This window comes from Streptomyces antnestii (assembly GCF_004005495.1).
Taxonomy (GTDB): Bacteria; Actinomycetota; Actinomycetes; order Streptomycetales; family Streptomycetaceae; genus Streptomyces; species Streptomyces antnestii.
In genome coordinates this window covers 46,540-71,270 of sequence record NZ_RZYA01000013.1, presented here as the reverse complement: position 1 = coordinate 71,270, position 24,731 = coordinate 46,540, and the positions used below count along the sequence as shown (strand labels likewise).

Genomic DNA, 24,731 nt, shown 5'->3' with positions numbered 1-24,731 from the left:
GCTCACCGACACCGGCCGAAGAGGGCGAGGCGGGGAGGGAACAGCGGTAGGTGCCGCGTCGAGGCTGCGTCGAGGAGTGCGCCATGAACGACACCGTTCTCGAACTGATGAGGGCTGAACTGCGCGGACCGGTCATCGGCCCGGGGGATCCGGACTACGACGACGCCCGCGAGATCTACAACGCGATGATCGACCGGCGTCCCGCGGCCTTCGTGAAGTGCTCGGACGCGGCGGACGTCATGTCCGCGGTCGACTTCGTCCGCGACCACGAACTGGAGCTGGCCGTGCGGGGCGGCGGCCACAGTGGCGGCGGCCTGTGCCTGGTCGACGGCGGGGTCACGATCGATCTGACACCGATCCGCTACGTCCGCGTAGACCCCGCTGACAGGACGGCGTGGGTCGGCGGCGGCAGCCAGTTGGGGGACCTGGACCACGCGGCACACGCGTTCGGGCTCGCGACGCCCGCGGGCATCATGTCGACGACAGGGGTCGGCGGCCTCACCCTGGGCGGCGGCCACGGCCACCTGACCCGCAAGTACGGCCTGACCATCGACAACCTGCTCGCCGCGGACGTCGTCCTCGCGGACGGCAGCTTCGTCACGGCGAGCGAGTCGGAACACCCGGACCTGTTCTGGGCGCTGCGGGGCGGCGGCGGCAACTTCGGCGTCGTCACGGCGTTCAAGTTCCAGCTGCACTCGGTGCACACGGTCGGTGTCGGGGTCACGCTGTGGCCCGTCGAGCGGACCCGTGAGGTCCTGGAGTGGTACCGCGACTTCCTGCCGCAGGCGCCCGAGGACCTGAACGGCTTCTTCGCCGTCCTGACCGTCCCGCCGGCGCCGCCGTTCCCGGCGGAGATCCACGGGCAGAAGATGTGCGGCGTGGTGTGGTGCTGGACCGGTGACCTGGCCCACCTCCGCGAGGCGATCGCGGGGGCGGCCGAAGCGGGCCCGCCCGCCTTCCAGTTCGTGGCCCCGATGCCGTATCCGATGCTCCAGGCGATGTTCGACGAGCTGATCCCGAAGGGGCTGCAGTGGTACTGGCGCGGTGACTTCTTCGACCGGATCACGGACGAGGCGATCGACGTGCACGCGAAGTTCGCCGAGAACCTGCCGACGCCGCTGTCGATCATGCACCTCTACCCGGTCGACGCGGCCGCGTCCCGCGTCTCCGGGGACGCGACGGCCTGGGGCTACCGCGACGCCCTCTGGTCGGGAATCTTCGCGGGCATCGACCCGGACCCGGCCAACGCGGAGGCCGTCAAGCGGTGGGCGGTCGCGTACTGGCACGACCTGCACCCGTACTCGATGGGCGGCTCGTACGTGAACTTCCTCGGCGCGGACGAGTCCCAGGACCGCGTGCGGGCGACGTACCGGCAGAACTACGCGCGGCTCGCGGAGGTCAAGCGGAAGTACGACCCGAAGAACCTGTTCCACGCGAACCAGAACATCGCGCCGGCGGCGGCGTAGGCGACGTAGGGGGTGTAGGCCGCGTCGGGGTGGCACCACTGGGCGCCAGGCGGCGTCAGGTGGTGCCACGTGGTGTCAGCTGGCGCCAGGTGGTGCCATTCGGGGTGCCAGTGGGGTCGGGGCGGTGCGTGGCGCCACATTGACGCGGCTTGATGTCGTCGCGTTTTCGCAGGTCAGAGTCAATGCGCAGACTGTGGCACATCTTTGTTCCCCCTATGGGGTTGCATGTGGCGCCACTGTGGTGCCACTATGGCGCACATGGACCTCACGCCCTATGTCGACAACCTCCGCCGCGAACTCGCGGTGGCCGCCGAAGCCGGCGGCGAAGACGCCCGCGAGCTGGCCGAGCGCCTCACCGCTCCCCTGGAGTCGGCGACCCGCCTGACGATGCTCAACGTGCTCTCCGCCGCGATGGACGAGATCACCCGCGAACTCGCCCCGGGCTCGGTCGACGTACGGCTGCGGGGTCTCGACCCGGACTTCGTGGTGACGGCGCCGCCGCGCGACGAGCCGTACGAGAGCAAGAGCGCGCCCGCCGCGCCGTTCGACGCGCCGGCTCCGGCACCCGCCGACGCCGACGAGGGTGGCACCGCCCGCGTCAACCTCCGGCTGCCCGCCCACCTGAAGGCACGGGCCGAGGAGGCCGCCGGCCGCGAGGGCCTGTCGGTCAACGCGTGGCTGGTACGGGCCGTGTCGGCGGCGGTCGACGGCGGAGCGCGGCCGCGCACGACGGAGAAGACCCGCACCGTCGGACAGAACTTCACGGGCTGGGTGCGCTGACGCCGTCAGCCGCTCCGCCCGCCGCTCCACCTGCCTGACTTCACCCGGAATTTCATCTGAGACCCAAGAGGACGGGACAGCCATGCCTTCTTTCGACACTCCCGAACCGATTTCCGTCATCGCCCACGTGGGCGCCGGTTCCCTCCGGCTCACCGCGAGCGACCGCGCCGACACGGCGGTCGACGTACGGCCGGCAAGCCCGAAGCGGGACAAGGACGTACGGGCCGCCGAGCAGACCGAGGTGTCGTTCGCGAGCGGCGTCCTGACCGTCAGGACGAAGGAGCGCCGCCTGGTCGGGCCGAGCGGAGCCGTCGACGTCGCGGTCGAACTGCCCGAGGGCTCGCACGTCGAGGTGACCGGCTCCTGGACCCAGGTGCTCGGCGAGGGCCGGCTCGGCGAGGTCCGGGTGAAGACCTCGGGCGGTGACGTCCGCCTCGACGCGACCGGGCCGCTCCACCTGACCGCGTCCCACGGCTCGATCACCGTCGACCGGGTCGACGGCGCGGCCGAGATCACCACCAGCTCCGGCAGCGTGCGCGTCGGCGTCGTCGACGGCCCCGCCGTCCTGAAGAACTCGCACGGCACGACGACGGTGGCCGCCGCGACCGGCGAACTGCGGGTGAGCGGCGCCCACGGCGACATCGACATCGCCCGCGCGGAGAGCTCGGTCACGGCCACGACGGCCCACGGCGCCCTGCGGGTGGCCGAAGTCGCCTCCGGCACGGTCCAGTTGGAGACGTCGTACGGCGCCATCGAGGTCGGCGTCCGCGAGGGCACGGCGGCGTGGCTCGACGCGAGTTCCACGCGGGGTCAGGTACGCAACACGCTCGCGGCGTCGGACGCCCCGTCCCAGACGGAGGAAACGGTCACGGTCCGCGCCCGCACCAACTGGGGCAACATCGACGTCCGCCGCGCGAAGGCGTGACGGAGGAACTGGCTTAGGGGGAGAGCCACTTCGCCTGCGGCGGGCGGGCGGGCGCCGGCCCGCACCCCGCAGCCCCATAGCCCAACTGCCAGTACACACCCCGCACTTCGCGCCACACAGGGCCCCGCACTTCGCGCTTCGAGCCCTCGCGCCATGCGCCCGCGCCCTCGCACCTTGCGCCCCCACCCCCCTCTCTCTCAACCCCCTCTCTTCCGCCTTTCACCAACCGGAGGGCCCCATGCCTTCATCTGTCATGCCCACGCCCCGACAGGCCGACGGCAGTCACCCGTCGCCCGCCGCCGTCTCCACCGCCGATCTGCGCAAGTCCTACGGCGACAAGAACGTTCTCGACGGCATCGACCTGCACATCCCGGCCGGCACCGTGTTCGCCCTGCTCGGCCCGAACGGCGCCGGCAAGACCACCACCGTGCAGATCCTCTCCACGCTCATCTCCGCCGACGGCGGCCACGCCCAGGTCGCCGGTCACGACGTCGCGACCTCGCCGGACGGCGTCCGCGCCGCGATCGGTGTCACCGGACAGTTCGCCGCGCTCGACGACCTGCTCACCGCCGAGGAGAACCTGCTCCTCATGGCCGACCTGCTGCGGCTCGGCAAGCGCGAGGGCAAGAAGCGCGCCAAGGAGCTCCTTGAGCGCTTCGGTATCGCCGACGTCGCGGGCAACCGGGCCGCGACCTTCTCCGGCGGCATGCGGCGCCGGCTCGACATCGCGATGACGCTGGTCGGCGACCCGCAGGTGATCTTCCTGGACGAGCCGACGACCGGGCTCGACCCGCGCAGCCGCCGCACGATGTGGGAGACGGTGCGCTCGCTGGTCGCCGGTGGCGTCACCGTCTTCCTGACCACGCAATACCTGGAAGAGGCCGACCAGTTGGCGGACCGGATCGCGGTTCTCGACGGCGGCCGGATCGTCGCCGAGGGCACCGCCGAGGAACTCAAGGCGCAGATCCCCGGCAGCCACGTACGCCTGCGGTTCAACGAGCTCGACGAGTACGAGCGTGCGGCCGCCGCCTTCCCCGGCGCGGCGCGCGACGACGAGAACCTCGCCCTGCGCGTGGCGAGCGACGCCGGGATGGAAGCGCTGCGCGCCCTGTTCGACCGGCTGGACGCGGCCGGAGTACGGGCCGCCGACTTCTCCGTGCACACCCCCGACCTGGACGACGTGTTCCTCGCCCTGACCGGCGACGGCACCGACGCCACTCCGCTCCACGTCAAGGAGACCCTGCGATGAGCACCCTCACGTACGCCGTGCACGACTCGATGACGATGCTGCGGCGCAACATCAAGCACGCGCTGCGCTACCCGGCCGTCTCGCTCGGCCCGGCCATGATGCCGATTCTGATGCTGCTGCTCTTCGTCTACGCCTTCGGTGACTCGATCGGCGCCGGTCTTCCCGGCGCGGGCGGCCGGGACGCGTATCTGGAGTACCTGACGCCCGGCGTCATCATCATGGGCGTGGCCGCCGGGGCCATGTCGACCTCGATCGCGGTCTGCCAGGACATGACCGAGGGCATCATCAACCGCTTCCGCACCATGAACATCACCCGCTCCTCCTTCATGACGGGCCATGTCGTCGGCAGCGTCATCACGACGCTGGTGAGCCTGGTCCTGGTGGTGGGAGTGGCGCTCGCGCTCGGCTTCCGCCCGGACGCGAACCCGGTCGAGTGGCTGGCGGCGGCGGGACTCGTCGCGGCGATCGCGTTCGCCGTGGCCTGGCTGTCGGCGGCGCTCGGGCTGATCTCCAAGACGGTCGAGTCGGCGAGCAACAAGCCGCTGCTGATCCAGTTCCTGCCGTTCCTCGGCTCGGCGTTCGTGCCGGCCGGTTCGATGGCGCCGGGCCTGCGCTGGTTCGCCGAGAACCAGCCGTTCACGCCGATGACGGAGACGCTGCGCGGCCTGCTCACCGGCTCCGAGATCGGCAACAACGGCTGGATCTCGCTCGCCTGGTGCGCGGGAATCGCCCTCGTCGGCTACTTCTGGTCGCGCTCGCTCTTCAACAGCACGACGAAGCGCTGACGCCGGTCTTCACCGGTGCCGGCTCAGGGCCCGTCCTTCCACAGGACGGGCCCTGAGCCATGCCCGCCCGCGATGACTCGTCCCTCCCTAGTCCTGTGCCCACTCGAAAGGCATGGGTGCGCCCTGGGGGATGACCCAGGGGTCGGGGTAGCGGGCCTGGCAGCCGGTGCAGCGGGCGACGAACGGGCCGATGTCCGGGTTGGTGAGGACGCTGTAGTGGCTGGACGGCTCGGCCGGCAGCGTGAAGCCGTTCGCCGTCGTCTCCAGGCCGGGCCATGCGGGAGAACACAGGCAGGGCCGTTCCGCCGCGTAGGCAGCTCCGTCATCGGTCTTCGCCGTGCGTTTGAAGAGGCTGGAGAACGTGTCACGTATGGCCACGGGGCGCTCGCATTTCGATCTGGTGATCCAGGGGCACGGAGGGTACCGCGAAGGCAAGATGCCGAAGACTGCCGTCCGGTGCAAACCCATTGCCTTGCCCGGCAGTTCGACCTCGCTCGATGCCTGGCACCCGTCAATGGTGTGACGCCTGACGCCTGACGCCTGCTCTTCCTTCATGGCGGATCGCCGTCCCACTCACGCGGATGTTCCGGACGAATCCGCGATTCCCACGCCCGCTTCGCCCACGCGCATTCGCCTCGTCACCACCGGCATCGTGCTGGGACTGGCATCGATCACGGTGGTTCCGGCCGTGCTCGCGGCACCGCTGGCGGACCCTGCCCCGATCTAACCCGGACCGGCCGGCGCACCATCGGACAGCTTTGAATGCTGCTTTCTCTTGCTTTGCTCCCTCCTTTGGCGTTAGTCTTGGGTGGTCGACGCCGACGAGCAAGGGGGAGGGCATGAGCCCGACTATTGATGTTGATGAACAGACCTATGGCGCCATCGAGTTCGCCGCGCGCATGGGTAATACGACCGCAGGTGAAGTCGTTGCCCGGCTCGTGAGAACCGCTAGTGTGCCGCCCTCTGTGCCGGCCGTCACGAGCGAGGAGGGCGGGGAGACGGAGCGCAAGGTCGGCGTGTATGTCGACTATGAAGGTCACCGCACTCGTGGTGGCTATGACCGGGACACGAAGCGGATCGACATCACCTCGGGGCCGCTTGCCGGGCAAAGCTTCAAGACACCCACTGGGGCGGCCCGGGCGGTGGTGGCGCACTACAAGCCGGACGTCAACCCGAACCGCAACGGCTGGTCGTTCTGGTTGCTCGATGACGGGTCCGGTGCGTTCTTGCAGACCATCCGGCACTCGGCGTGAGGATGCGGGCATAGCGGCACATCTGTGTCGCGCCCGCGGGGTGCCTGGAGCTGTCGAGGCGTGCTGTTTCCCCTGGTCGGAACCGCATGGCGAGCCACTTTATCCAGCTCATGTCCCCCTGTATCGGGCCTTCCGCTCGCGAATCGCTCACGCGCCGCCGGCTGCTGAGCAGTGCGTGGTCAGACCTGGCTGAGGTCGAGCTCCACCGGGAACGGGGCCGCCGCCTTGAGGACGCCGGTGAACACGTCTCCGTCCCGGTAGGTGTTCGTCGCGGGGTCGAGAACGTAGGTGTACACGAGAGGAACGCCTGTCGCGGCCTGCTCGATCCGCCAGTAGAAGCCGATGCCTGCCTTGGCGTACTGGTCGACCTTCACGATCCGGTCGGTGGTCTCCGAGCCTGGCGACACCACCTCTGCGACCAGCAGCACGTGTTCAGGGCGAGTAGGCGTGATGTCGATCGTGTCTGCGCGGTACACGACGACGTCCGGGCGGCGATTGGTGAGCGGGACGTCCTGAAGCCGGACGTCGAAGTCAGTGTCGGCGTTCCACTCCGGGCCCGTGGCGGCATCCAGGGCGTTCGCCAGAATCCGGGCCAGCCGGTTGTGCCGCTTGGACGCACTCGGACTCACGACGACCATCCCGTCCACGACCTCGATGCCGGCGCACTGCTCCTCGGACCAGGACTCGTACTCCAAAGCGGTGATCTGCTCATGCATCCACGCCGGGGCCACCATCTCGGCCGTCATGAAGCACCTCCTGGACACTGTTCCGCGGGCCCGATCCCGCTGAATTCAGCGTACTGTCTGCCATCCGTCCGGCACGCTGATCTCGCTGACGCCATAGAGGACGTCACCGAAAGCAGATTGCTGCTGGCCGAGTACGACCGGATCAAGGAGGAGCAAAAAACCCGGATCGGATTCCGTGACAACCTGCTCTACTTCACGCTCGCCGCGTCCACCGCGGTCCTGGCGATCACGGTCCAGAGCAGGCAGGCTCAACTACTGCTCGCCGTCCCCGTGGTCTGCCTGGTACTGGGCTGGACCTACCTGGTCAACGACGAGAAAATCTCGGCGGTCGGCTGCTACATCCGCGACCGATCCTGCGCTATGCGGAGCGGTAGTAGCTCTGCGAGCCTGCGCGAGCTGATGACGAGGATGGGGCACAGCACGCCCCGGGCAGCGTTGATCTATCGGCACATGGTCAGCGGGCGTGACCGTGAGATCGCCGAGCGGCTCGGCTCGGCTCGACGATCCGCAAGACGCGTGGCGACGCGGACGCTCAGCGGACCGTGTGGCACGCGTGTGGCACGACCGCGATCATGACGAAGGGCCAGTTCGAGAGGATCAAGCCTCCGAACTGGCCCTTTTCGCTGTGCCCCCGGCAGGATTCGAACCTGCGACACCCGCTTTAGGAGAGCGGTGCTCTATCCCCTGAGCTACGAAGGCGTGCGACCACTGACAGGGTAGCCGATGGGTTCGGGTGTGGGGTTCCGGGTTTTCTTCTGACGTCGTAGCGTCCGGAGGTGTAGTGGATGTGTTCGTTCGACCTGCTGAAAGGGCCTCGCCTCAGATGGAGCCGCAGTTCGCAGACACCGCGCCCGGAGCCGATCCCGGAGCCGATCCGGTCGTTGCACTCCTCACCGGGCCCGGTGCGCCCTTCGCTGTCGCGCGGGGGGAGCGCGGTGGGCTCGAGTACGTCGACGGGCCGCAGACCCTGCGGGAGTTCGTCGAGACGACCTGGGCCTTCGGGGACACGGATTTCTTGATCGCGGAGGGCAAGAGGCTCAGCTATGGGGAGTTCTTCGCCGCCGCGTCCGCGCTCGCACGTCGGTTCGTGGAGGAGTACGGGCTGCGGCCCGCGGACCGTGCCGTGGTCGCCATGCGCAATCACCCGGAGTGGCAGATCGCCTTCTGGGCCGCGCAGTTGGCGGGGCTCGTCGCCGTTCCGCTGAACGCCTGGTGGACCGCCGACGAGTTCGCGTACGCCCTCGGTGACTGTGAGCCGGGCGTGCTGCTCGTCGACGGGGAGCGGCTGGAGCGGGTCGGGCCGTGGCTGGCGGGGCAGGGGGGTGGGGAGGAGAGGCTGCCGTGGACCCTTGTTTTTCATCATGACGGTGATCTGCCGGGCGGCGACCGCTTCGAGCGGTACGAGGATCTGCCCGCCGCCGATCCCGCGTTCGGGCCGCCCGACGTGGAGGTGGGGCCCGATGACGACGCCACCATTATTTATACGTCGGGGACCACGGGGCGGCCCAAGGGTGCCGTCGCCACGCACCGCGCGCATATGGGTGCCATCGCCAACCCCCGTTATTTCGCGGCCCTTTCGGCCCTGCGGCGCGGGCAGATCCCCGGGCAGGGGCCCACGCCCGTAGCACTGCTCACCTTCCCCTTCTTCCACGTCGCCGCGTTCACCGGCTTCTACGCGGCGATGTCGGCGGGCGGCACCCTCGTCCTGCTGAGGAAGTGGGACGCGGGCAAGGCGCTGGAGGCGATCCGGGAGTACAGGATCACGAATTACGGGGGCGTGCCCGCGACCGCGCTGCAGCTCCTCGACGCCGCCGAGGCCGCGGGTGACGCGATGCCGACGCTCGCCATGTTCAACACGGGGGGCGCCGCCGCGCCGCCCGACCTGGTGGCCCGGCTCACCGCCCGGTTCGGGGAGCGGGTGGAGCCGCGTAACGGATACGGGCTGACCGAGACGCTCGGCGGTGTCACCGCCAACTTCGGCGCCGAGTACCGGGCCCACCCCGAGAGCGTGGGCCGGCCTGCGCCCGCCGTGGAGGTGCGGGTTGCGGGGGCGGGTGGTGAGGAGGTCCCTGAGGGTGAGGTCGGGGAGCTGTGGCTGCGCGGGCAGTCGGTGATACGCGGCTACTGGCGTGACGAGGCGGCGACGGCGGCGGCGTTCGCGCCGGGCGGCTGGTTCAGGACCGGGGACCTCGCGACGCTGCGGGACGGGCGGGTCAGCGTCGTCGACCGGATCAAGGACATGGTGATCCGCGGCGGCGAGAACGTGTACTGCGTGGAGGTGGAGGCCGTCCTGCACGACCACCCGGACGTCCTCGACGCGGCGGTGCTCGGGGTGCCGCACCCGGTGCTCGGCGAGGAGGTCGCCGCGGTCGTGCAGGTCAGGCCGGGGTCGGGGCTGGACGCGGACGAGATCCGGGCGCACGTCGGCAAGTCCCTCGCGGCGTTCAAGGTGCCCGCCCACGTGCTCCTGCGGGAGGCCCCGCTGCCGCGCAACGCGACCGGCAAACTCCTGAAGCGGGAGCTGCGCGGGCCGGTGGGGGAGGCGGTGGGGGAGACGGTGGCCCCACAATGCCCGGCATCGGACGGCCCGCGGCAGCCACCGGCTATTTCCGGGTGACCAGCACCCGGTAGCCACCGGCTATTTCCGGGTGACCAGCACCCGGTACCCGCCGGCTATTTCCGGGTGACCAGCACCCGGTAGTCCCCGTTCGGGTCCGCGCCCGTGACCTTGATCCGCACGCCCGTCCTGGGGTCCTTGAAGGTCTGGCCCGGGGTGAAGGGCGCGTCGGAGAGCTCCGCGTGCACGTTCGGGCTGCGGGTGCAGCCGCCGCTGTTCCGGGTGGCGTCCTCGACGGTGATGGGGCCGTGCCCGGTGTCGACACCGGCGTCGACCTTGTAGACGAGGACGCCGGGGCGGCACACGGCCTCGTCGTTGCCCTCGTGGGTGCGGACCTCGATCGCGTAACCGGTCTTCGCCGTGAGCGGGACGAACACGAGCTTCGTGCCGCCGGCGCGGCCGAGCGGGGACAGGGTGTGCTCGGTCGTGCCGCTCGCCGACGCGCAGCTGACCTGGTCGTTCCCGAGCCAGCCCAGCTTCCACTTGTGCCAGCCGAGCATGTCGTTGTTGGCGCCCCAGTCCTCGCTCATGATGTCCCAGTGGCCGACGGCGCCGCCGCCGTCCTGGGTGTAGAGGTCGGGCAGGCCGAAGGTGTGGCCGTTCTCGTGGGGCAGGACGCGGTAGCCGGTCTCGGCGTACGAGCCGGAGCCGTCGTCCTGGCGGCTGTAGACGAACGAGGCGTTGGAGATCGGGACTCCGTCCGCGACCGGCGCCTCGTGGTTGCCGGCGAACGTCACGGACAGCACGGTGTCCAGGGCCGAGGGGCCCGCGTTCGGGGTGACCAGGATGTTGACCAGGTCGTAGTCGCGGAAGTCCACGTCGGGGTCGGCCTTCGCCACGATGTCGTCGACGAGGTCGCGGTAGCCGGGGTCGAAGGGCGCGCCGCGCTCTATGCCGTACGCGGAGAACGGCTTCGGCATGCGCAGCCAGTGGCTGATCGGCGCCTCGGGGCGGTAGTCGAGCTTCCCGTACGAGGCGGTGCGGAACCACGCCTGGGTCTGCGGGAAGAACTCGGCGAGGCGGTCGTGCGCGCTGCCCCGGCCGGGGGCGTCGGGGAAGTCGACCATGAGAGACAGGGCGTGGACGGTGCCCGTGGAGCGGGCGTAGCCGGGCTGGGTGGGCACGCCCTCCGACATCTGTACGCCGAGCTTGCCCCGGATCATGCAGGGGCTGAGCGCGGTCGACCGGGACAGCGATACGGGGCCCGCGCCGCCCGGGGACGGGGACTCCGCCATGAAGCGGCCCGTGCTCGCCGAGGTGCTGACGGCGAGGGCCACGGCGGCGAGCCCGGCGAGCCCCGCGCTGCGCCGGGCCCTGCGTATGCGTTGCCGCATGAGATCGCCTCACCCTCGGTCCCCGGCGGCACCGAGAGCGGGCCGCGCCGTTTCGATCACCCTGTGACGGGGTGTGCGGGGCCGCTCGCTGGGTGCGCCGATCGTGGGGTTTTCGAGAATGTGACGCAGGTCACAAAAGGGCCGGGAAATAACCGGGGAGGCATTCCCCGTTTAGCCAGGTGTCCGGATGAAACGGGGACTCGCTCCCCGGATCGGAAGGACGCCGGAGAATCGTCGGAACGCCCGCCGGAAGGAGCAAGACCCATGAGTGCCGCCGCCTCGGCCCACGCCCCCGCCACGCACCCGCGCCGCGTGCCCAAGCCGCGCGCCGACGCGCTGCGCAACAGGGAGCGGATCGTCGCCGCGGCCCGCGAGATGGTCGTCGAACACGGCGCAGAGGTCCCGATGGACGAGATCGCCCGCCGGGCGGGCGTCGGCAACGCCACCGTCTACCGGCACTTCGCCGACCGCGCCGAACTGCTCCGGCACGTCGTCCTCTCCGTCATGGACAGCGTCATCGCCCACGCCGAACACGCGATCGCCGTCGCGGACGCCGACCCGGACGCCTCCTTCGGCGCCCTGCGTACGTTCGTGCACGCGGCCGCCGACGAACGGATCGGCGCCCTGTGCCCGATGCTCTCGTCCGGCTTCGACAAGGATCACCCCGACCTGTTGGCCGCCCGCGACCGCCTGGAGGCCGGCACCGAGGGTGTCATGGAGCGGGCCCGCGCGGCCGGGAAGCTGCGCGCCGACATCGCCGCCGGGGACCTGATGGTCGCCCTCTCCCAGCTCACCAGGCCGCTGCCCGGCATCGCCTGCCTGGACATCGACCGCTTCGTCCACCGCCATCTGCAGCTGTTCCTGGACGGCCTCATGACACCGGCCCGCTCGGAGCTCCCGGGTGAGCCCGCGACTCTGGAGGACCTCCGGCAGGCCTGAGTCATCCCGCCCCGCCGGCGCGCGGGGCCCTCATCGCTTCCGTAACACCCGATATTTCACGCTTATTTGAGACTTGGAGTCCCCTCGTGGCTACCCCCTTGCCAAAAACAGGTCTGCCCCAGGCAGACGCCATGCGCTGGAAAGCGCTCGTCTTCATCGCGCTCGCCCAGCTGATGGTCGTGCTCGACGCGACCATCGTGAACATCGCGCTGCCGTGGGCCCAGCACGACCTCGGCATCTCCGACGGCAACAAGCAGTGGGTCATCACGGCCTACGCGCTGGCCTTCGGCGGACTGCTTCTGTTCGGCGGCCGGATCGCCGACCTGTGGGGCCGTAAGCGGACCTTCGTCACCGGACTGGTCGGCTTCGCCCTCGCGTCCGCGCTCGGCGGCGCGGCCCAGGGTGAGGCGATGATGCTCGGCGCCCGCGCCCTGCAGGGCATGTTCGGCGCGCTGCTCGCGCCCGCCGCGCTCTCCCTGCTCGCGGTGACGTTCACCGACGCCAAGGAGCGCGCCAAGGCCTTCGGCATCTACGGTGCGATCGCGGGTGGCGGCGGCGCCGTCGGCCTGATCCTCGGCGGCTTCCTCACCGAGTACCTGAACTGGCGCTGGACGTTCTTCGTGAACATCCCGTTCGCGGTCATCGCGGCCGCGGGCGCCTACTTCGTCATCCGTGAGCCGGCCGGTTCCCGCAACCGCTCGTCGCTCGACATCCCGGGCGTCGTCCTGTCGACCCTCGGCCTGGTCTCCCTGGTCTACGGCTTCACGCGCGCCGAGTCCGACGGCTGGTCCGACGCGGTGACGGTCGGCATGTTCGTGGCCTCCGCGGTGCTGCTGCTCGCGTTCGTCTTCACCGAGTCCAAGGTCCGCTCGCCGCTGCTCCCGCTGCGCGTCCTGCTCGACCGCAACCGCGGCGGCGTCTACCTCTCGCTCGGCCTCGCCGTCATCGCGATGTTCGGCCTGTTCCTCTTCCTCACGTACTACCTCCAGGTCGTACGCGGCTACTCGCCGGTGACCACCGGCTTCGCGTTCCTGCCGATGATCGTCGGCATGATCACGGGCTCCACGCAGATCGGCGCCCGTCTGATGACCCGGGTCCGCCCGCGGCTGCTCATGGGCCCCGGCTTCCTGGTCGCCGCGCTCGGCATGCTGCTCCTGACCCAGCTGGAGATCAACTCGTCGTACCCGGCCCTGATCCTGCCCGCGCAGCTGCTGCTCGGCCTCGGTATGGGTACGGCGTTCATGCCCGCCATGTCGCTGGCCACGCACGGGGTGCAGCCGCGTGACGCCGGCGTCGCCTCCGCGATGGTCAACACCTCGCAGCAGGTCGGCGGCGCGATCGGCACCGCCCTCCTGAACACGATCGCCGCGTCCGCGACCACCGCCTACGTCGCCGCGCACGCGGCCGGCGCCACCAACGCCAAGCTCCTCCAGGCGCAGGCCATGGTGAACGGCTACACCCACGCCATCTGGTGGGCCGTCGGCATCCTCGCCGCGGCGGCCACGATCGCCCTCACCCTGATCAACACGGGTGTCCCGGGCAGCGCGGCCCCGACGGCCTCCGGTTCCACGGAGGGCGCCGAGGACGAGGTGCAGATCCCGGTGGTCGCGCACTGACCCCGTAGGACGTGCACTGACCCGTAGGACGTGCACTGACCCCGTAGAAGACGCGGGGCGCTACCGGAGCCAGGGCAGGTCCGCGCCCGCCTCCTTCGGCTGAAGTCCCTCGGCGACGATCCTCATGATCTCGCCGAGGGACTTCTGCTGTTCCGGGGAGAGACGGTCGAAGAGGGCCTGCCGGACGGCGGCGACATGGCCGGGCGCGGTCCGCGTCAGGACCTCGTACCCCTCGTCGGTGAGGCAGGCCAGCTGGCCGCGCTTGTCGGAGGGGCAGTCCTCGCGGCGCACCCAGCCGTTCTTCTCCAGGCGGGCGATCGCGTGCGAGAGGCGGGAGCGGGTGATCTTCGCGTGCATGGCCAGCTCGGTCATCCGCAGCCGCCGGCGGGGCGCCTCGGCGAGCTGGACGAGCAGCCCGTAGTAGATGTGCGGCATGCCCGCGTCCCGCTGGAGTTGCCGGTCGAGGTGGTCCTCGAGCAGCGTGGAGGCATGGCGGTACGCGAGCCAGGTGCGCTGTTCCTCGTCCGTGAGCCAGTGCGGGGCCTGGGTCCTGGCTGCCTCGGTCCTGGCTGCCTGGGTCTTGGCCGCCTGGGTCCGGGCTGCCTCGGTGGGTGCCGTCGTCATGGATTCCACTGTACGCACCTCCTTCTTGAAGATTAAACAATCGGGTACTACTCTGTCAGTACAGCTTGAGACTTCAAGTAATTCTGGGAGTGTCGCCATGAGCGTCGCCATGCGTATGCCCGCCCTCTACCTCAGCCACGGTGCGCCGCCGCTCGCCGACGACGCCCTGTGGACCGGCCAGCTCGCCGAGTGGTCGGCCGACCTGCCGCGCCCCCGGGCGATCCTGATGGTCTCCGCGCACTGGGAGGAGGCCCCGCTCGCCCTCGGCGCCACCGAGACCGTGCCGCTCGTCTACGACTTCTGGGGCTTCCCCGAGCACTACTACCAGGTGCGCTACGAGGCCCCCGGCGCCCCCGAACTGGCCGATTCCGTACGCAAGCTGCTGCGCGGCCCCGGCACTCCCGTGCAGGACATCCCGGACCGCGGCCTCGACCACGGCGCGTACGTGCCGCTCGTCGAGATGTATCCCGGCGCCGACATCCCGGTCCTGCAGATCTCCATGCCGACGCTCGACCCGCAGAAGCTGATGGACATCGGGCGCAAGCTCGCACCGCTGCGGGACGAGGGCGTCCTGATCGTCGGCTCCGGCTTCTTCACGCACAACCTCGCCGCGCTGCGGCAGGGCGGCATCCCGGCCTGGTCGTCCGAGTTCGACGACTGGGGGCACCGGGCCCTGGAGAGCGGTGACGTCGACGCCCTCCTCGACTTCACCCACAAGTCCCCGGCGGGGCAGCTCGCCCACCCGCGCACCGAGCATTTCGCGCCGCTGTTCGTGGCGATGGGCGCGGCGGACGCGGGCGGCGAGCTGGACGCGCAGCGCAGCGTCATCGACGGGTTCTGGATGGGGCTGGCGAAGCGGTCGGTGCAGTTCGGCTAGGCGCAGTTCGGCTAGGTGCTGGTGCTGGTGGCGGTACCGGTGCCCAGTGGCTTCTCGTACCAGGCCACGTCCCAGTAGCGGCCGAACTTCCGGCCGACCTCGCGGTACGTGCCCACGTGCGTGAAGCCGAAGCGGGCGTGCAGGCGCGCCGAGGCCTCGTTCGGCTGTGTGATCCCCGCGTACGCGCGGTGGACGTCCTCTCCCGCGAGCGCCTCGAAGAGCGCCTTGTAGAGCAGGGTGCCGATGCCCCGGCCGCCCGCGTCGGGCGCGCAGTAGACGCTGACCTCTACCGAGGTGGCGTAGGCGGCCTTGGCGCGGAAGGGGCCCGAGGTCGCGTAGCCGAGGATCCGGCCGGAATCGCGCTCCTGGGCAACCAGCAGCCGGTGCCGGCCGTCTTCAGGGTGGGAGAGCAGCCAGGGACGGCGCTCCCGCGGGGTGAAGACGTCCGTGTCAAAGGTGACCGGCGTCTCACGGACATAGTGGTTGTAGATGGCGGTGAGCGTGTCGAGATCGTCCTCGGCTCCCGGCCTGACCTGCACTTCTGCGGACTCCGTCACCCGTGCGGACCTCTCCGTATCCGGCCGATGGCGGCACAGGGTACTGCATGATCACGAAAATCGATGGTCGGCTTGGGAATTCTGTCCGGATTCCAGTCGTTGTTTCCATCGGATGCAGGGCACCCGGGAGGGTGTCCGGGACACCACAGGACCACAGGACCTGTCCACCGCAGGCCCCCGCCCACCATCGCAAGGGAGCACGCATGGCAACCCGTGCCGTCGCCCGTCGTAAGTCCGCCGCCCCCGGCGAGACCGACGGCGCACGCAGTGTTCGCGCCGTAGGCGGCGAGATCGCCGACCGCGACCTGGTCGGCATGTACCTCGACGAGATCGCGCGTACACCGCTGCTCGACGCCGCCAGGGAAGTCGAACTGTCACAGGCCATCGAGGCGGGTGTGTACGCCCGGCAGATCCTCGACGGTGAGGCAGAGAGCAAGGCCGCGGACGGCGCGTCCCGCGAGGAGCTCGAGGCGCTCGTCGCCGAGAGCGAGCGGGCCAAGGACATCTTCATCAAGTCCAACCTGCGCCTGGTCGTGGCCGTCGCACGCCGTTACCCGAGGAGCGGACTCCCCCTGCTCGACCTCATCCAGGAGGGGAACGCGGGCCTGGTGCGCGCGGTCGAGAAGTTCGACTACCGCAAGGGCTTCAAGTTCTCCACGTACGCGACGTGGTGGATCCGTCAGGCCATCACGCGGTCGATAGCCGACCAGTCGCGCACGATCCGGCTCCCCGTCCACCTGGTGGAGGAGCTGGGCCGCATCCGCCGCGTCCAGCGCGAGTTCAACAAGAAGAACGGCAGGGACCCCGGTCCCGAGGAGGTCGCCGCCGAGCTCGACACCAAGCCCGAGCGCGTCGTCGACGTCCTGGACTGGGCCCGCGACCCGGTCTCGCTGAACATGCCGGTCGACGACGAGGGCGAGACCCAGTTCGGTGACCTCCTGGAGGACACGTCCGCCGTGTCGCCCGAGCAGTCCGTCCTCACGCTGCTGCGCAGCGAGGAGCTGGACGACCTCATCGGGCGCCTCGACCAGCGGACGGCGTCCATCATCAAGATGCGGTACGGGATCGACGACGGGCGTGAGCGGACGCTCACGGAGGTCGGCAAGGAGCACGGGCTCACGCGCGAGCGGATCCGGCAGATCGAGAAGCACGCTCTTCTTGAGCTGAAGAAGCTGGCGCGGGACACCGGGTTCGACGCGGCGGCGTAAGGGTGGTCCGGGGCGTGGTTTCTGGGGGCGCTGCCCCCAGACCCCCCGGCGTCCCTTGTCCTCAAACGCCGGACGGGCTGGATGAGGTGCCGGACGGGCTGAATGGGGTGCCGGCCCCGCTGGATGAAGCGGGTTGCGTCGCTCTGTTTAGGCGTGCACCCAACTCCCTTATGTAGTCGACCAGTTCATCCGGGCCGTGTGCCGTGAACTCGCAGTCCACCATGGCGAGCCGTAGCGCCAGCCACTCGACGGAGTCGGACGCGGCGGCGCGTAGCCGGCACCGGCCGTCGGGCTCGGCCACCGGTGCGCCGAGCGCCGAAGGCAGTCGCGCCGCCACGAATTCCGCCGGGGCGTCGAACGTCACGTCGATGTCGTACGAGGGCCGCCCGCGCCCCGACATGGACCGCCGGAGGTACTCCGCCGCGTCCCCCGTCGGCAGCTCCCGCGGCACGAACCGCGCACCCGTGGCGAACGGCTCCGTGACCCGGTCCACGCGGAACGTGCGCCAGTCGTCGCGGTCTATGTCGTACGCCACGAGATACCAGCGCCGCCCCGTCGACACCATCCGGTACGGCTCCGTGAGCCGCCGGGACTCCGTGCCGTCGCCCGAGCGGTAGCGGAACCGCAGCCGCTCCTGCCCCGCCGTCGCAGACGCGAGGACCGTGAGCGTCTCCGTCGCGATGGACGCCCCGTCCCCGCTGGTCAGCGGCATCGTCGCGGCCTGCAGCGTGGCGACCCGGTGCCGCAGGCGCGAGGGCAGCACCTGTTCCAGCTTGGCGAGCGCCCGTACGGACGCCTCCTCGACCCCCTCGACGGCGTGCCCGGCACCGGCCCGCAGGCCGACCGCGATGGCCACCGCTTCCTCGTCGTCCAGGACGAGCGGGGGCAGCGCCTTGCCCGCGACGAGGCGGTAGCCGCCGTCCGCGCCCATCGACGCCTGCACGGGATAGCCGAGGTCGCGCAGCCGGTCCACGTCGCGGCGCACGGTCCGCCGCGAGACGCCGAGGCGGCCGGCGAGTTCACCGCCGGGCCACTCGCGCGGGGTCTGGAGCAGGGAGAGCAGCTGGAGCAGCCGGGCCGGGGTGTCGGTGGTCATGGTGCGTCCCCTCTCGTTTCGCGAATCGCGCCGTTCGAGACGCGTATCGCGCCGTACTCGTATCGCGGCGCAGTTGTTATCGACGCGGCCCAGCATGCGCGCGATCTAGGACACAGGCTGACCTATATGCCTTCTAGTCTCACCGTATGACTTCACCCGTGACCACCCCCGACAGGCGACGCTGGTTCGCCCTGGCCATCGTGATGACGGCCGCTTTCATGGACCTCGTCGACGTGACGATCGTCAACGTCGCGATCCCGTCGATCCAGCGCGACGCGGGCGCCACCGTAAGCCAGATCCAGTGGATCACCGCTGGATACGCACTCGCGTTCGCCGCGGGCCTGATCACCGGCGGGCGGCTCGGCGACATCTACGGCCGCAAGCGGCTCTTCCTCATCGGTATCGCCGGTTTCACGCTCGCCTCGGCGCTGTGCGGCTTCGCCGCGAACCCCGAGGTGCTTGTCGCCTCGCGCATCCTCCAGGGCGGCATGGCCGCGATGATGGTGCCGCAGGTCCTCTCGATCGTGCACGCCACCTTCCCGGCGGAGGAGCGCGGCAAGGTCTTCGGCATGTTCGGCATGATCGTCGGCCTGGGCGCCGTGTCGGGCCCTGTGCTCGGCGCGCTGCTCACCGAGTGGAACCTGTTCGGCCTCGAATGGCGCCCGATCTTCCTGATCAACCTGCCCGTCGGCATCGCGGGACTGCTGCTCGGCCGCGCGTTCATCAGCGAGTCCAAGGCGCCGCGCGCCCTCAAGCTCGACCTCGTGGGCGTCGTCCTGGTCACGCTCGGCCTGCTCATGCTGATCTACCCGCTGACGCGCGGCCGTGAGCTGGGCTGGCCGCTGTGGGGTCACCTCGTGATGGCGAGCAGCGTCCTCGTCTTCGGCGCGCTCGTCGCCTACGAGAAGTACAAGGCGCGGCGTGACGGTTCGCCGCTGATCGAGCTGTCGCTGTTCAAGGTGAAGAGCTTCGCGGCCGGCATCGCCGTCCAGGTCGTCTTCGGTGTCGCGCTCGGCATCTTCTTCCTGGTCTGGACCATGTACATGCAGGTGGGCCTGCACTGGACGGCCCTGCACGCGGGCCTGACCGGGATCCCGTTCTCCATCGCGGTCTCGGCGGCGGCGGGGATCTCCGTACAGAAGCTGGTGCCGCGGTTCGGCCGCAAGGTGCTCCAGGCCGGAGCGCTGGCGATGATCGCCGGGCTGCTGATCTACATCTGGGAGGCCGGGCACTACGGCGCCGGGATCAACTCGTTGCAGATGGCGCTGCCGCTCGTCGTGATGGGCGCCGGCATGGGCCTCATCGTGGCCCCGCTGACCGACGCGGTGCTGTCCGAGGTGCCGAAGGAGCACGCGGGTTCGGCGTCCGGACTGATCAACACCGTGCAGCAGATGGGTACGGCGCTCGGCCTCGGCCTGGTCTCCGTCGTCTTCTTCGGGGCGATCGGCGACCACCTCGTACCGGCCGCGGTCGGGCAGGCGTTCACGGACGCGTTCCGCGACTCGCTGTGGTGGGTCGTCGCGGTGCTCGGCGCGATCTTCCTGCTGATGTTCGCGCTGCCGGCCCGGCCCGCCCAGCACGTCGAGGGGGGCGCGCAGGACGCGGAGGCCCCTCCGGTCGCAAAGGGCACGGAGAAGGAATCCGAACTGGTCTAGGGCCTGCGTTACTCCGGGTGGGCGGGCTCTCGCGCTGCGGCGCGGGGGCCCGCCCACGCGTCGTTCACCTCGCCGCGTGGATCTCCGCGCGGCTCGCCTCCGTGTCCAGGGACGCGAGGACGCCGCGCGGGTCGCCGCCGCGCACCACCGCCTTGCCGATGTCCGTTCGGATGGCGGTCTGCACCTCGGGCCAGGACGCCAGGTTCGCCGGCTGGAACTCGGCCTTCGGCATCTGGTCGATGAACTTCCACAGCGGGCGCCGGGCCGGATCGGAGCGCAGGGTGTCCGACGCCGACGCCGTCACGGGCAGCGCCGCCGCCCCGCCGCTGTACGCGACCGACGTCTTCTTCTTGTACAGGTACGTCAGGAAGTCACCGCAGGCCTTCTTGTGACCGTTCTGGTTGAACGCGAGCATCCAGCCGTTGAGGCCGAGCGGCGGCGCCTCGCCCCCTCCCTTCATGGGGAAGGCGGCATGCGCGTACGGGAACTTCGTCTGTTCGAGGGCGGGCAGCAGGACGGGGTGCGCGAGCATCATGCCGATCTGGCCGCGCATGAACTGCGCGTACGCCGGCGTCCGGGACAGGCGGTGCGGGGCGGAGCCGGCCAGGCCGTCGGCGACGAGATTGTCGCGCAGCCACGTCAGCGTCGCGATGTTGCTGGGGGTGGCGAACTCGTAGCCGGTGACGCCCGCGTACGTGCCGCCGCCCGCGAGGAGCCACGAGAGGGCCTCGTCCTCGGCGGCCTCGGGGCCGAGCTGGAGGCCGTAGGGCGTCGGTACGCCGATCCGCTTCAACGCCTGTGCGGCGGTGCGCAGTTCGTCCCAGGAGGTGGGCGCGGAGACACCGGCCGCTTTGAAGAGCCTCGTGTTGTAGAAGAGGCGCGGGGTGCTGGCCAGGACCGGGATGCCGTACTGGACGTAGTGGGAGACGCCGGCCTGGGCGAACGACTGGATGAAGTCGGCCTGGGTCGGGATGTCGAACAGTTCGGACACCGGGTAGAGCTTGCCCGCCTCGGCGTACGTCGCGAAGTAGTTGGACTGGGCGATGTCCGGGGCCTTGCCCGCCTTCACGCGGTCGGCGATCGCCTTGTCGAGCTTGAGGTACGGGATCCGCTCGACATGGATCTCGACGTCCGGATTGACCTTTTGGTAGTCCTTGGCGACGGTGCCCCAGTCGTCGCCGATCTTCGAGCCGACGGTCTTGTCGTAGCTGCCCACCATGAGGTGGAGCGAGGTCTTCGACGAACCGGAACCGCAGCCGCTGAGCCCGTAGGCCGCGGCGCCGGTGAGCCCGGCCGTCTGAAGAAGGAAACGTCGCCGCCGCACTGCTCTCGCCCACCCTTGGTCGAACACCGGATCAGTGGCAGATTCTGCCACATAGGCATACCATGACTTTATGGCCGGAATCTCGACGACTGAGACGCTGACGGAGCGACGCAAGGCCGCCACCCGCCTGGACATCGCCCGCACCGCCGCGGCCCTCTTCGTGGCGGACGGTCTGCGCGCCACCCGCGCCGAGGACATCGCCCGCGCCGCCGGAGTCGCACCGCGCACCTTCTACCGTTACTTCCCCACCAAAGAGGAAGCCGTCGCACCGCTCTTCGCCGCGGGCGCCCAGATGTGGGCGGAGGCCGTGCGCAGTGCCCCGGCGGACCTGTCCGTGCCCGACGCGCTGCGGCACGCGGTCGCCGAGGCGCTCACGGCCAACGCCGAATCCCTGGAGTGGATCAGGTCCCTGCTGCGCATGGCGGCGGAGAGCCCGGCGCTCCAGGCGGTGTGGGGCAGCGCCTGCCACGCCTCCGAGGCCACGCTTCTGGCGGTGCTGGAGGAGCGGGTCGGGGAGCGGGCGGAGGAGCGGGCAGGGGAGCGGGCGGCGGAGGCCGGTGGCGCGGACGCCCCGCTGACGCCCGTACCGCTCGCCCTGCGCATGGCCGCCGGTGTCGCGAGTACCGCCGTGCGCGTCGGTGTGGAGACCTGGGCGGCGAGCGACGCCCCGGCCGCCGGCGAACTCGGACCCGCGGCACTCGCCACGCGCTGCCTCGCGTCGCTGGGCGACTTCTCGTGGGCGCCGACGTAGGCCGACGTAGGCCGACCGCCCGACCCCCGCGGCCCTCGAACCCTTTCGGACCCCACAGGACCACCCTGAGCAACCCCGAACCGCCCCGAACCCCCTTGTCCCACCCCCGACTTCTTCAGGAGCCCGTCATGAACAACCTCACCGGCAAGACCGTCCTCATCACCGGCGGAGCCCGCGGTATCGGCGCCGAGGTCGCGCGCTTCGCCGTCGAGGCCGGTGCGAACGTCGTCGTCACCGACGTCCTGGAGGACGAGGGCAAGGCCCTCGCCGCCGACCTCGGCGAGCGCGCCCGCTTCGTGCGCCACGACGTGACGTCGGAGGAGGACTGGGCGGCCGTCGCCGCGTTCGCCGTCGCCGAGTTCGGCGGGTTCGACGGGCTGGTCAACAACGCGGGCATCTCCACCGGCATGCCCCTGGAGACGGAGTCGGTCGAGCACTTCCGCAAGGTCATCGACATCAACCTCACCGGCGTCTTCATCGGCATGAAGACGGCCATCAACGCGATGAAGGACAGCGGCGGCGGCTCGATCGTCAACATCTCCTCCGCCGCCGGCCTGATGGGCCTCGCCATGACCAGCTCCTACGGCGCCTCCAAGTGGGCCGTACGCGGCCTGACCAAGGTCGCCGCGGTCGAGCAGGGCACGGCCAAGATCCGCGTGAACTCCGTGCACCCCGGCATGACGTACACCCCGATGACCGCCCAGGTCGGCATCCAGCGGGGTGACGGGAACTACCCGAACACCCCGATGGGCCGCGTCGGCGAGGCGGACGAGATCGCCAAGGCCGTCGTGTTCCTGCTCTCGGACGACTCCTCGTACGTGACCGGCGCCGAGCTCGCCGTGGACGGCGGCTGGACCACCGGCCCGACGATCAAGTACGTCATGGGCCAGTAGGCGCATCGGTACAGCCCCTCTGACGGGCCCGGTTCTCCGCGGGGAGGACCGGGCCCGTTTGCCGTGTCTGCAGACCCGGCGACGGGCAGAAGCCCGTTTGTGTCTGTCGTGTGCCCGAACCTGTTTACTTTCTGGAAATCCAGTCGTAGCCTCGAAGAGAAACCACAGACTCGGGCACGATCGGGCAAGAGGTTCGGAGGCAAACGGACATGTACGCACCGGAGCGGCAGCAGGAGATCCTCCGTCTCGCGCGTGACAGCGGACGAGTGGACGTGCTGTCCCTGGCCGAGGAGTTCCAGGTCACCGCCGAGACCATCCGGCGCGACCTGAAGGCCCTGGACCGGGCCGGTCTCGTACGGCGCGTGCACGGCGGTGCCATACCGGCCGGGCGCCTCGACTTCGAGCCCGACGTCACCGAGCGCGAGGGCACCGCGGCCGACGAGAAGGACCGCATCGCCCGGCTCGCGCTCGCCGAGCTCCCCGACGACGGCACCGTGATCCTCGACGCGGGCACCACCGTCGCCCGCCTCGCCGCGTCGCTGCCCCTGGACTCGGCGCTCACCGTCGTCACCCACGCGCTGCCCACCGCGGCCCGCCTCGCCGACCACCCCGGCGTCCAGCTGCACCTCGTCGGCGGCCGCGTCCGCCAGCGCACGCGGGCCGCCGTCGACGCCTGGGCGCTGCGTGCGTACGGGGAGATCCGCGCCGACGTCCTTTTCCTCGCGGCCAACGGCTTCTCCGCCGAGCACGGCCTGACCACCCCCGACCTCGCCGAGGCCGCCGTCAAGCGTGCGGCCGTCGCCGCCGCCCGCCGGGTCGTCCTGCTCGCGGACTCCGCCAAGTACGGGCAGGAGCACTTCGCCCGCTTCGGCGACCTGTCGGACGTGGACCTGCTGATCACCGACAGCGGCCTCAGCCCCGAGGACGCCGCCGCCATCGAGAAGGGCGGCACGGAGGTGGTCCGCGCATGAACCCCGCGACCCGGGCCCACGGCACGCAAGCGACACCGGAAGACACCCCCGCCATGATCCTCACCGTCACCCCCAACCCGTCCCTCGACCGCACCTACGAGGTCCCGGCGCTCGACCGCGGCGAGGTCGTCCGCGCCACCGCCGAGCGCATGGACCCGGGCGGCAAGGGCGTCAACGTCTCGCGGGCCGTCGCCGCCGCCGGCGCCCCCACACTCGCCGTGCTGCCGCTCGGCGGCGCGCCCGGCGCCCTGGTCGCCGAACTCCTCGACGCCCAGGGGATCAGCGTCGCCCCCGTACCCGTCGCGGGACAGACCCGGTCCAACATCGCGGTCGCCGAGCCGGACGGAACGCTGACGAAGATCAACGCGCCGGGCCCCGAACTCACCTCCGAGGAAGCCGAGTCGCTGCTCTCCGTCGTCGGCGAGCGCTCCGCCGGCGCCGCCTGGGTCGCCTGCTGCGGCAGCCTCCCGCGCGGCCTCGCCCCGTCCTGGTACGCCGAACTGGTGGCCCGCGCCCACGCGGCCGGCGCCCGGATCGCGCTCGACACCTCGGGCCCAGCACTCCTCGCGGCCCTGCGTGAACGCCCCGACGTCGTCAAGCCGAACGCCGAGGAGCTCGCCGAAGCGGTCGGTCGCCCGCTCGCCACCGTCGGCGACGCGGTCAAGGCGGCGGAGGAGCTGCGTGACCTCGGCGCGCACGCCGTCCTCGCCTCGCTGGGCGCGGACGGGCAGTTGCTCGTCGACGGCTCGGGCGCCTGGTTCGCCACGGCGCCCGTCGACACCGTCCGCAGCAACGTCGGCGCGGGCGACTCGTCCCTGGCCGGCTTCCTCATCGCGGGCGGCACGGGCCCGCGGGCGCTGGCCTCGGCGGTCGCCCACGGCGCCGCGGCGGTCCAACTCCCGGGCAGCGCGATGCCGACGCCCCAGGATCTGGCGCTGGAGGCGGTCACGCTCATGTCTCACGTCCCGCTCGACCGAGCCTTGACGGAGCCGGCGCCATGACGCGCCCCGTAAGGGGCGCGGGGAACTGCGCGATCAACCCCCACGGACCCGCACCCGCCCCACT

Annotated in this window: 25 protein-coding genes and 1 tRNA gene; 18 read left to right on the top strand and 8 right to left on the bottom strand. The window is 70.6% G+C overall.

The window, feature by feature from the left end; all coding sequences use genetic code 11:
- Positions 1-83 precede the first annotated feature (83 nt).
- The 5 genes from EOT10_RS25190 (at position 84) to EOT10_RS25170 (ending at position 5,205) form a co-directional block, all read left to right on the top strand.
- On the top strand, positions 84-1,466 hold the full coding sequence (locus EOT10_RS25190) for an FAD-binding oxidoreductase (protein WP_127830606.1): 1,383 nt from the start codon (positions 84-86) through the stop codon (positions 1,464-1,466).
- A 258-nt stretch (positions 1,467-1,724) separates the two neighbouring features.
- Positions 1,725-2,246 carry a hypothetical protein gene (locus EOT10_RS25185; RefSeq protein WP_127830605.1) on the top strand — a complete coding sequence of 174 codons (522 nt, stop codon included), beginning with the start codon at positions 1,725-1,727 and terminating at the stop codon, positions 2,244-2,246.
- Between the two features lie 82 nt (positions 2,247-2,328).
- Complete coding sequence (locus EOT10_RS25180; protein ID WP_127830604.1) at positions 2,329-3,171, top strand: DUF4097 family beta strand repeat-containing protein; 843 nt, start codon at positions 2,329-2,331, stop codon at positions 3,169-3,171.
- 253 nt (positions 3,172-3,424) lie between these two features.
- Positions 3,425-4,420, top strand: a complete 996-nt coding sequence (locus tag EOT10_RS25175; RefSeq protein WP_127830603.1) for an ATP-binding cassette domain-containing protein — start codon at positions 3,425-3,427, stop codon at positions 4,418-4,420.
- Positions 4,417-5,205: an ABC transporter permease gene (locus EOT10_RS25170; RefSeq protein WP_127830602.1), complete on the top strand. Its 789-nt coding sequence runs from the start codon at positions 4,417-4,419 to the stop codon at positions 5,203-5,205. The genes EOT10_RS25175 and EOT10_RS25170 overlap by 4 nt, the downstream gene beginning before the upstream one ends.
- A gap of 87 nt (positions 5,206-5,292) precedes the next feature.
- On the opposite strand, the gene EOT10_RS25165 is transcribed toward EOT10_RS25170, so the two are convergent.
- Positions 5,293-5,583: a hypothetical protein gene (locus EOT10_RS25165; RefSeq protein WP_127830601.1), complete on the bottom strand. Its 291-nt coding sequence runs from the start codon at positions 5,581-5,583 to the stop codon at positions 5,293-5,295.
- Between the two features lie 175 nt (positions 5,584-5,758).
- Here EOT10_RS25165 and EOT10_RS41385 point away from each other — a divergent pair, with 175 nt between their 5' ends.
- Positions 5,759-5,932 carry a hypothetical protein gene (locus EOT10_RS41385; protein ID WP_189492056.1) on the top strand — a complete coding sequence of 58 codons (174 nt, stop codon included), beginning with the start codon at positions 5,759-5,761 and terminating at the stop codon, positions 5,930-5,932.
- A 112-nt stretch (positions 5,933-6,044) separates the two neighbouring features.
- Positions 6,045-6,458 (top strand): hypothetical protein, encoded by a 414-nt coding sequence (locus EOT10_RS25160; protein ID WP_127830600.1) that lies wholly within the window; start codon positions 6,045-6,047, stop codon positions 6,456-6,458.
- 179 nt (positions 6,459-6,637) lie between these two features.
- Here the strand turns inward: EOT10_RS25160 and EOT10_RS25155 are convergent, their stop codons facing one another.
- Positions 6,638-7,204, bottom strand: coding sequence for a Uma2 family endonuclease (locus tag EOT10_RS25155; protein ID WP_127830599.1), 567 nt, complete (start codon positions 7,202-7,204; stop codon positions 6,638-6,640).
- A 117-nt stretch (positions 7,205-7,321) separates the two neighbouring features.
- Here EOT10_RS25155 and EOT10_RS42100 point away from each other — a divergent pair, with 117 nt between their 5' ends.
- Positions 7,322-7,780: a hypothetical protein gene (locus EOT10_RS42100; protein WP_223281180.1), complete on the top strand. Its 459-nt coding sequence runs from the start codon at positions 7,322-7,324 to the stop codon at positions 7,778-7,780.
- Positions 7,781-7,830: 50 nt separating this feature from the next.
- Here EOT10_RS42100 and EOT10_RS25140 read toward each other — a convergent pair.
- Positions 7,831-7,903 (bottom strand) — tRNA-Arg (locus tag EOT10_RS25140).
- Between the two features lie 124 nt (positions 7,904-8,027).
- On the opposite strand from EOT10_RS25140, the gene EOT10_RS25135 reads away from it, so the two are divergent.
- Positions 8,028-9,821 (top strand): class I adenylate-forming enzyme family protein, encoded by a 1,794-nt coding sequence (locus EOT10_RS25135; RefSeq protein ID WP_127830598.1) that lies wholly within the window; start codon positions 8,028-8,030, stop codon positions 9,819-9,821.
- A gap of 56 nt (positions 9,822-9,877) precedes the next feature.
- Here the strand turns inward: EOT10_RS25135 and EOT10_RS25130 are convergent, their stop codons facing one another.
- Complete coding sequence (locus EOT10_RS25130; RefSeq protein WP_127830597.1) at positions 9,878-11,155, bottom strand: M6 family metalloprotease domain-containing protein; 1,278 nt, start codon at positions 11,153-11,155, stop codon at positions 9,878-9,880.
- A gap of 264 nt (positions 11,156-11,419) precedes the next feature.
- On the opposite strand from EOT10_RS25130, the gene EOT10_RS25125 reads away from it, so the two are divergent.
- Both EOT10_RS25125 and EOT10_RS25120 read left to right on the top strand, forming a co-directional pair.
- Positions 11,420-12,094 (top strand): TetR/AcrR family transcriptional regulator, encoded by a 675-nt coding sequence (locus EOT10_RS25125; protein WP_127830596.1) that lies wholly within the window; start codon positions 11,420-11,422, stop codon positions 12,092-12,094.
- A gap of 131 nt (positions 12,095-12,225) precedes the next feature.
- Positions 12,226-13,710, top strand: a complete 1,485-nt coding sequence (locus EOT10_RS25120; protein WP_127830595.1) for an MFS transporter — start codon at positions 12,226-12,228, stop codon at positions 13,708-13,710.
- Between the two features lie 60 nt (positions 13,711-13,770).
- Here the strand turns inward: EOT10_RS25120 and EOT10_RS25115 are convergent, their stop codons facing one another.
- Positions 13,771-14,334 (bottom strand): MarR family winged helix-turn-helix transcriptional regulator, encoded by a 564-nt coding sequence (locus EOT10_RS25115; RefSeq protein ID WP_127830594.1) that lies wholly within the window; start codon positions 14,332-14,334, stop codon positions 13,771-13,773.
- Between the two features lie 115 nt (positions 14,335-14,449).
- Between EOT10_RS25115 and EOT10_RS25110 the strand changes: the two genes are divergently transcribed.
- Complete coding sequence (locus EOT10_RS25110; protein ID WP_127830741.1) at positions 14,450-15,211, top strand: dioxygenase family protein; 762 nt, start codon at positions 14,450-14,452, stop codon at positions 15,209-15,211.
- An 11-nt stretch (positions 15,212-15,222) separates the two neighbouring features.
- Here EOT10_RS25110 and EOT10_RS25105 read toward each other — a convergent pair whose 3' ends face one another.
- A complete protein-coding gene (locus EOT10_RS25105; protein WP_127830593.1) occupies positions 15,223-15,768 on the bottom strand; it encodes a GNAT family N-acetyltransferase in 546 nt (181 codons plus the stop codon).
- A 203-nt stretch (positions 15,769-15,971) separates the two neighbouring features.
- Here EOT10_RS25105 and EOT10_RS25100 point away from each other — a divergent pair, with 203 nt between their 5' ends.
- Positions 15,972-16,976: a sigma-70 family RNA polymerase sigma factor gene (locus tag EOT10_RS25100; RefSeq protein ID WP_127830592.1), complete on the top strand. Its 1,005-nt coding sequence runs from the start codon at positions 15,972-15,974 to the stop codon at positions 16,974-16,976.
- 61 nt (positions 16,977-17,037) lie between these two features.
- Here the strand turns inward: EOT10_RS25100 and EOT10_RS25095 are convergent, their stop codons facing one another.
- Complete coding sequence (locus tag EOT10_RS25095) at positions 17,038-18,072, bottom strand: helix-turn-helix transcriptional regulator (RefSeq protein WP_127830591.1); 1,035 nt, start codon at positions 18,070-18,072, stop codon at positions 17,038-17,040.
- 146 nt (positions 18,073-18,218) lie between these two features.
- Here EOT10_RS25095 and EOT10_RS25090 point away from each other — a divergent pair, with 146 nt between their 5' ends.
- A complete protein-coding gene (locus EOT10_RS25090) occupies positions 18,219-19,727 on the top strand; it encodes an MFS transporter (RefSeq protein WP_127830590.1) in 1,509 nt (502 codons plus the stop codon).
- Between the two features lie 64 nt (positions 19,728-19,791).
- Here EOT10_RS25090 and EOT10_RS25085 read toward each other — a convergent pair whose 3' ends face one another.
- On the bottom strand, positions 19,792-21,051 hold the full coding sequence (locus EOT10_RS25085) for an extracellular solute-binding protein (protein ID WP_223281179.1): 1,260 nt from the start codon (positions 21,049-21,051) through the stop codon (positions 19,792-19,794).
- 70 nt (positions 21,052-21,121) lie between these two features.
- Here EOT10_RS25085 and EOT10_RS25080 point away from each other — a divergent pair, with 70 nt between their 5' ends.
- The 4 genes from EOT10_RS25080 to pfkB all read left to right on the top strand — a co-directional run bounded on the left by EOT10_RS25080 (position 21,122) and on the right by pfkB (position 24,667).
- Positions 21,122-21,802, top strand: a complete 681-nt coding sequence (locus EOT10_RS25080) for a TetR family transcriptional regulator (RefSeq protein WP_189492053.1) — start codon at positions 21,122-21,124, stop codon at positions 21,800-21,802.
- A 128-nt stretch (positions 21,803-21,930) separates the two neighbouring features.
- Positions 21,931-22,695, top strand: a complete 765-nt coding sequence (locus tag EOT10_RS25075) for a glucose 1-dehydrogenase (RefSeq protein WP_127830589.1) — start codon at positions 21,931-21,933, stop codon at positions 22,693-22,695.
- A gap of 209 nt (positions 22,696-22,904) precedes the next feature.
- Entirely contained in the window at positions 22,905-23,666 is a 762-nt protein-coding gene (locus EOT10_RS25070; RefSeq protein WP_127830588.1) for a DeoR/GlpR family DNA-binding transcription regulator, read from the top strand.
- A gap of 53 nt (positions 23,667-23,719) precedes the next feature.
- Complete coding sequence (gene pfkB, locus EOT10_RS25065; protein WP_127830738.1) at positions 23,720-24,667, top strand: 1-phosphofructokinase; 948 nt, start codon at positions 23,720-23,722, stop codon at positions 24,665-24,667.
- Positions 24,668-24,731 lie beyond the last annotated feature (64 nt).

Bases quoted from the DNA above. Each gene is read 5' to 3' on its own strand.
- EOT10_RS25190 (WP_127830606.1), top strand. From the start codon at position 84: ATGAACGACACCGTTCTCGAACTGATGAGGGCTGAACTGCGCGGACCG.
- EOT10_RS25185 (WP_127830605.1), top strand. From the start codon at position 1,725: ATGGACCTCACGCCCTATGTCGACAACCTCCGCCGCGAACTCGCGGTG.
- EOT10_RS25180 (WP_127830604.1), top strand. From the start codon at position 2,329: ATGCCTTCTTTCGACACTCCCGAACCGATTTCCGTCATCGCCCACGTG.
- EOT10_RS25175 (WP_127830603.1), top strand. From the start codon at position 3,425: ATGCCCACGCCCCGACAGGCCGACGGCAGTCACCCGTCGCCCGCCGCC.
- EOT10_RS25170 (WP_127830602.1), top strand. From the start codon at position 4,417: ATGAGCACCCTCACGTACGCCGTGCACGACTCGATGACGATGCTGCGG.
- EOT10_RS41385 (WP_189492056.1), top strand. From the start codon at position 5,759: ATGGCGGATCGCCGTCCCACTCACGCGGATGTTCCGGACGAATCCGCG.
- EOT10_RS25160 (WP_127830600.1), top strand. From the start codon at position 6,045: ATGAGCCCGACTATTGATGTTGATGAACAGACCTATGGCGCCATCGAG.
- EOT10_RS25155 (WP_127830599.1), bottom strand. From the start codon at position 7,204: ATGACGGCCGAGATGGTGGCCCCGGCGTGGATGCATGAGCAGATCACC.
- EOT10_RS25135 (WP_127830598.1), top strand. From the start codon at position 8,028: ATGGAGCCGCAGTTCGCAGACACCGCGCCCGGAGCCGATCCCGGAGCC.
- EOT10_RS25130 (WP_127830597.1), bottom strand. From the start codon at position 11,155: ATGCGGCAACGCATACGCAGGGCCCGGCGCAGCGCGGGGCTCGCCGGG.
- EOT10_RS25125 (WP_127830596.1), top strand. From the start codon at position 11,420: ATGAGTGCCGCCGCCTCGGCCCACGCCCCCGCCACGCACCCGCGCCGC.
- EOT10_RS25120 (WP_127830595.1), top strand. From the start codon at position 12,226: ATGCGCTGGAAAGCGCTCGTCTTCATCGCGCTCGCCCAGCTGATGGTC.
- EOT10_RS25115 (WP_127830594.1), bottom strand. From the start codon at position 14,334: ATGACGACGGCACCCACCGAGGCAGCCCGGACCCAGGCGGCCAAGACC.
- EOT10_RS25110 (WP_127830741.1), top strand. From the start codon at position 14,450: ATGCCCGCCCTCTACCTCAGCCACGGTGCGCCGCCGCTCGCCGACGAC.
- EOT10_RS25100 (WP_127830592.1), top strand. From the start codon at position 15,972: ATGGCAACCCGTGCCGTCGCCCGTCGTAAGTCCGCCGCCCCCGGCGAG.
- EOT10_RS25095 (WP_127830591.1), bottom strand. From the start codon at position 18,072: ATGACCACCGACACCCCGGCCCGGCTGCTCCAGCTGCTCTCCCTGCTC.
- EOT10_RS25090 (WP_127830590.1), top strand. From the start codon at position 18,219: ATGACTTCACCCGTGACCACCCCCGACAGGCGACGCTGGTTCGCCCTG.
- EOT10_RS25080 (WP_189492053.1), top strand. From the start codon at position 21,122: ATGGCCGGAATCTCGACGACTGAGACGCTGACGGAGCGACGCAAGGCC.
- EOT10_RS25075 (WP_127830589.1), top strand. From the start codon at position 21,931: ATGAACAACCTCACCGGCAAGACCGTCCTCATCACCGGCGGAGCCCGC.
- EOT10_RS25070 (WP_127830588.1), top strand. From the start codon at position 22,905: ATGTACGCACCGGAGCGGCAGCAGGAGATCCTCCGTCTCGCGCGTGAC.
- pfkB (WP_127830738.1), top strand. From the start codon at position 23,720: ATGATCCTCACCGTCACCCCCAACCCGTCCCTCGACCGCACCTACGAG.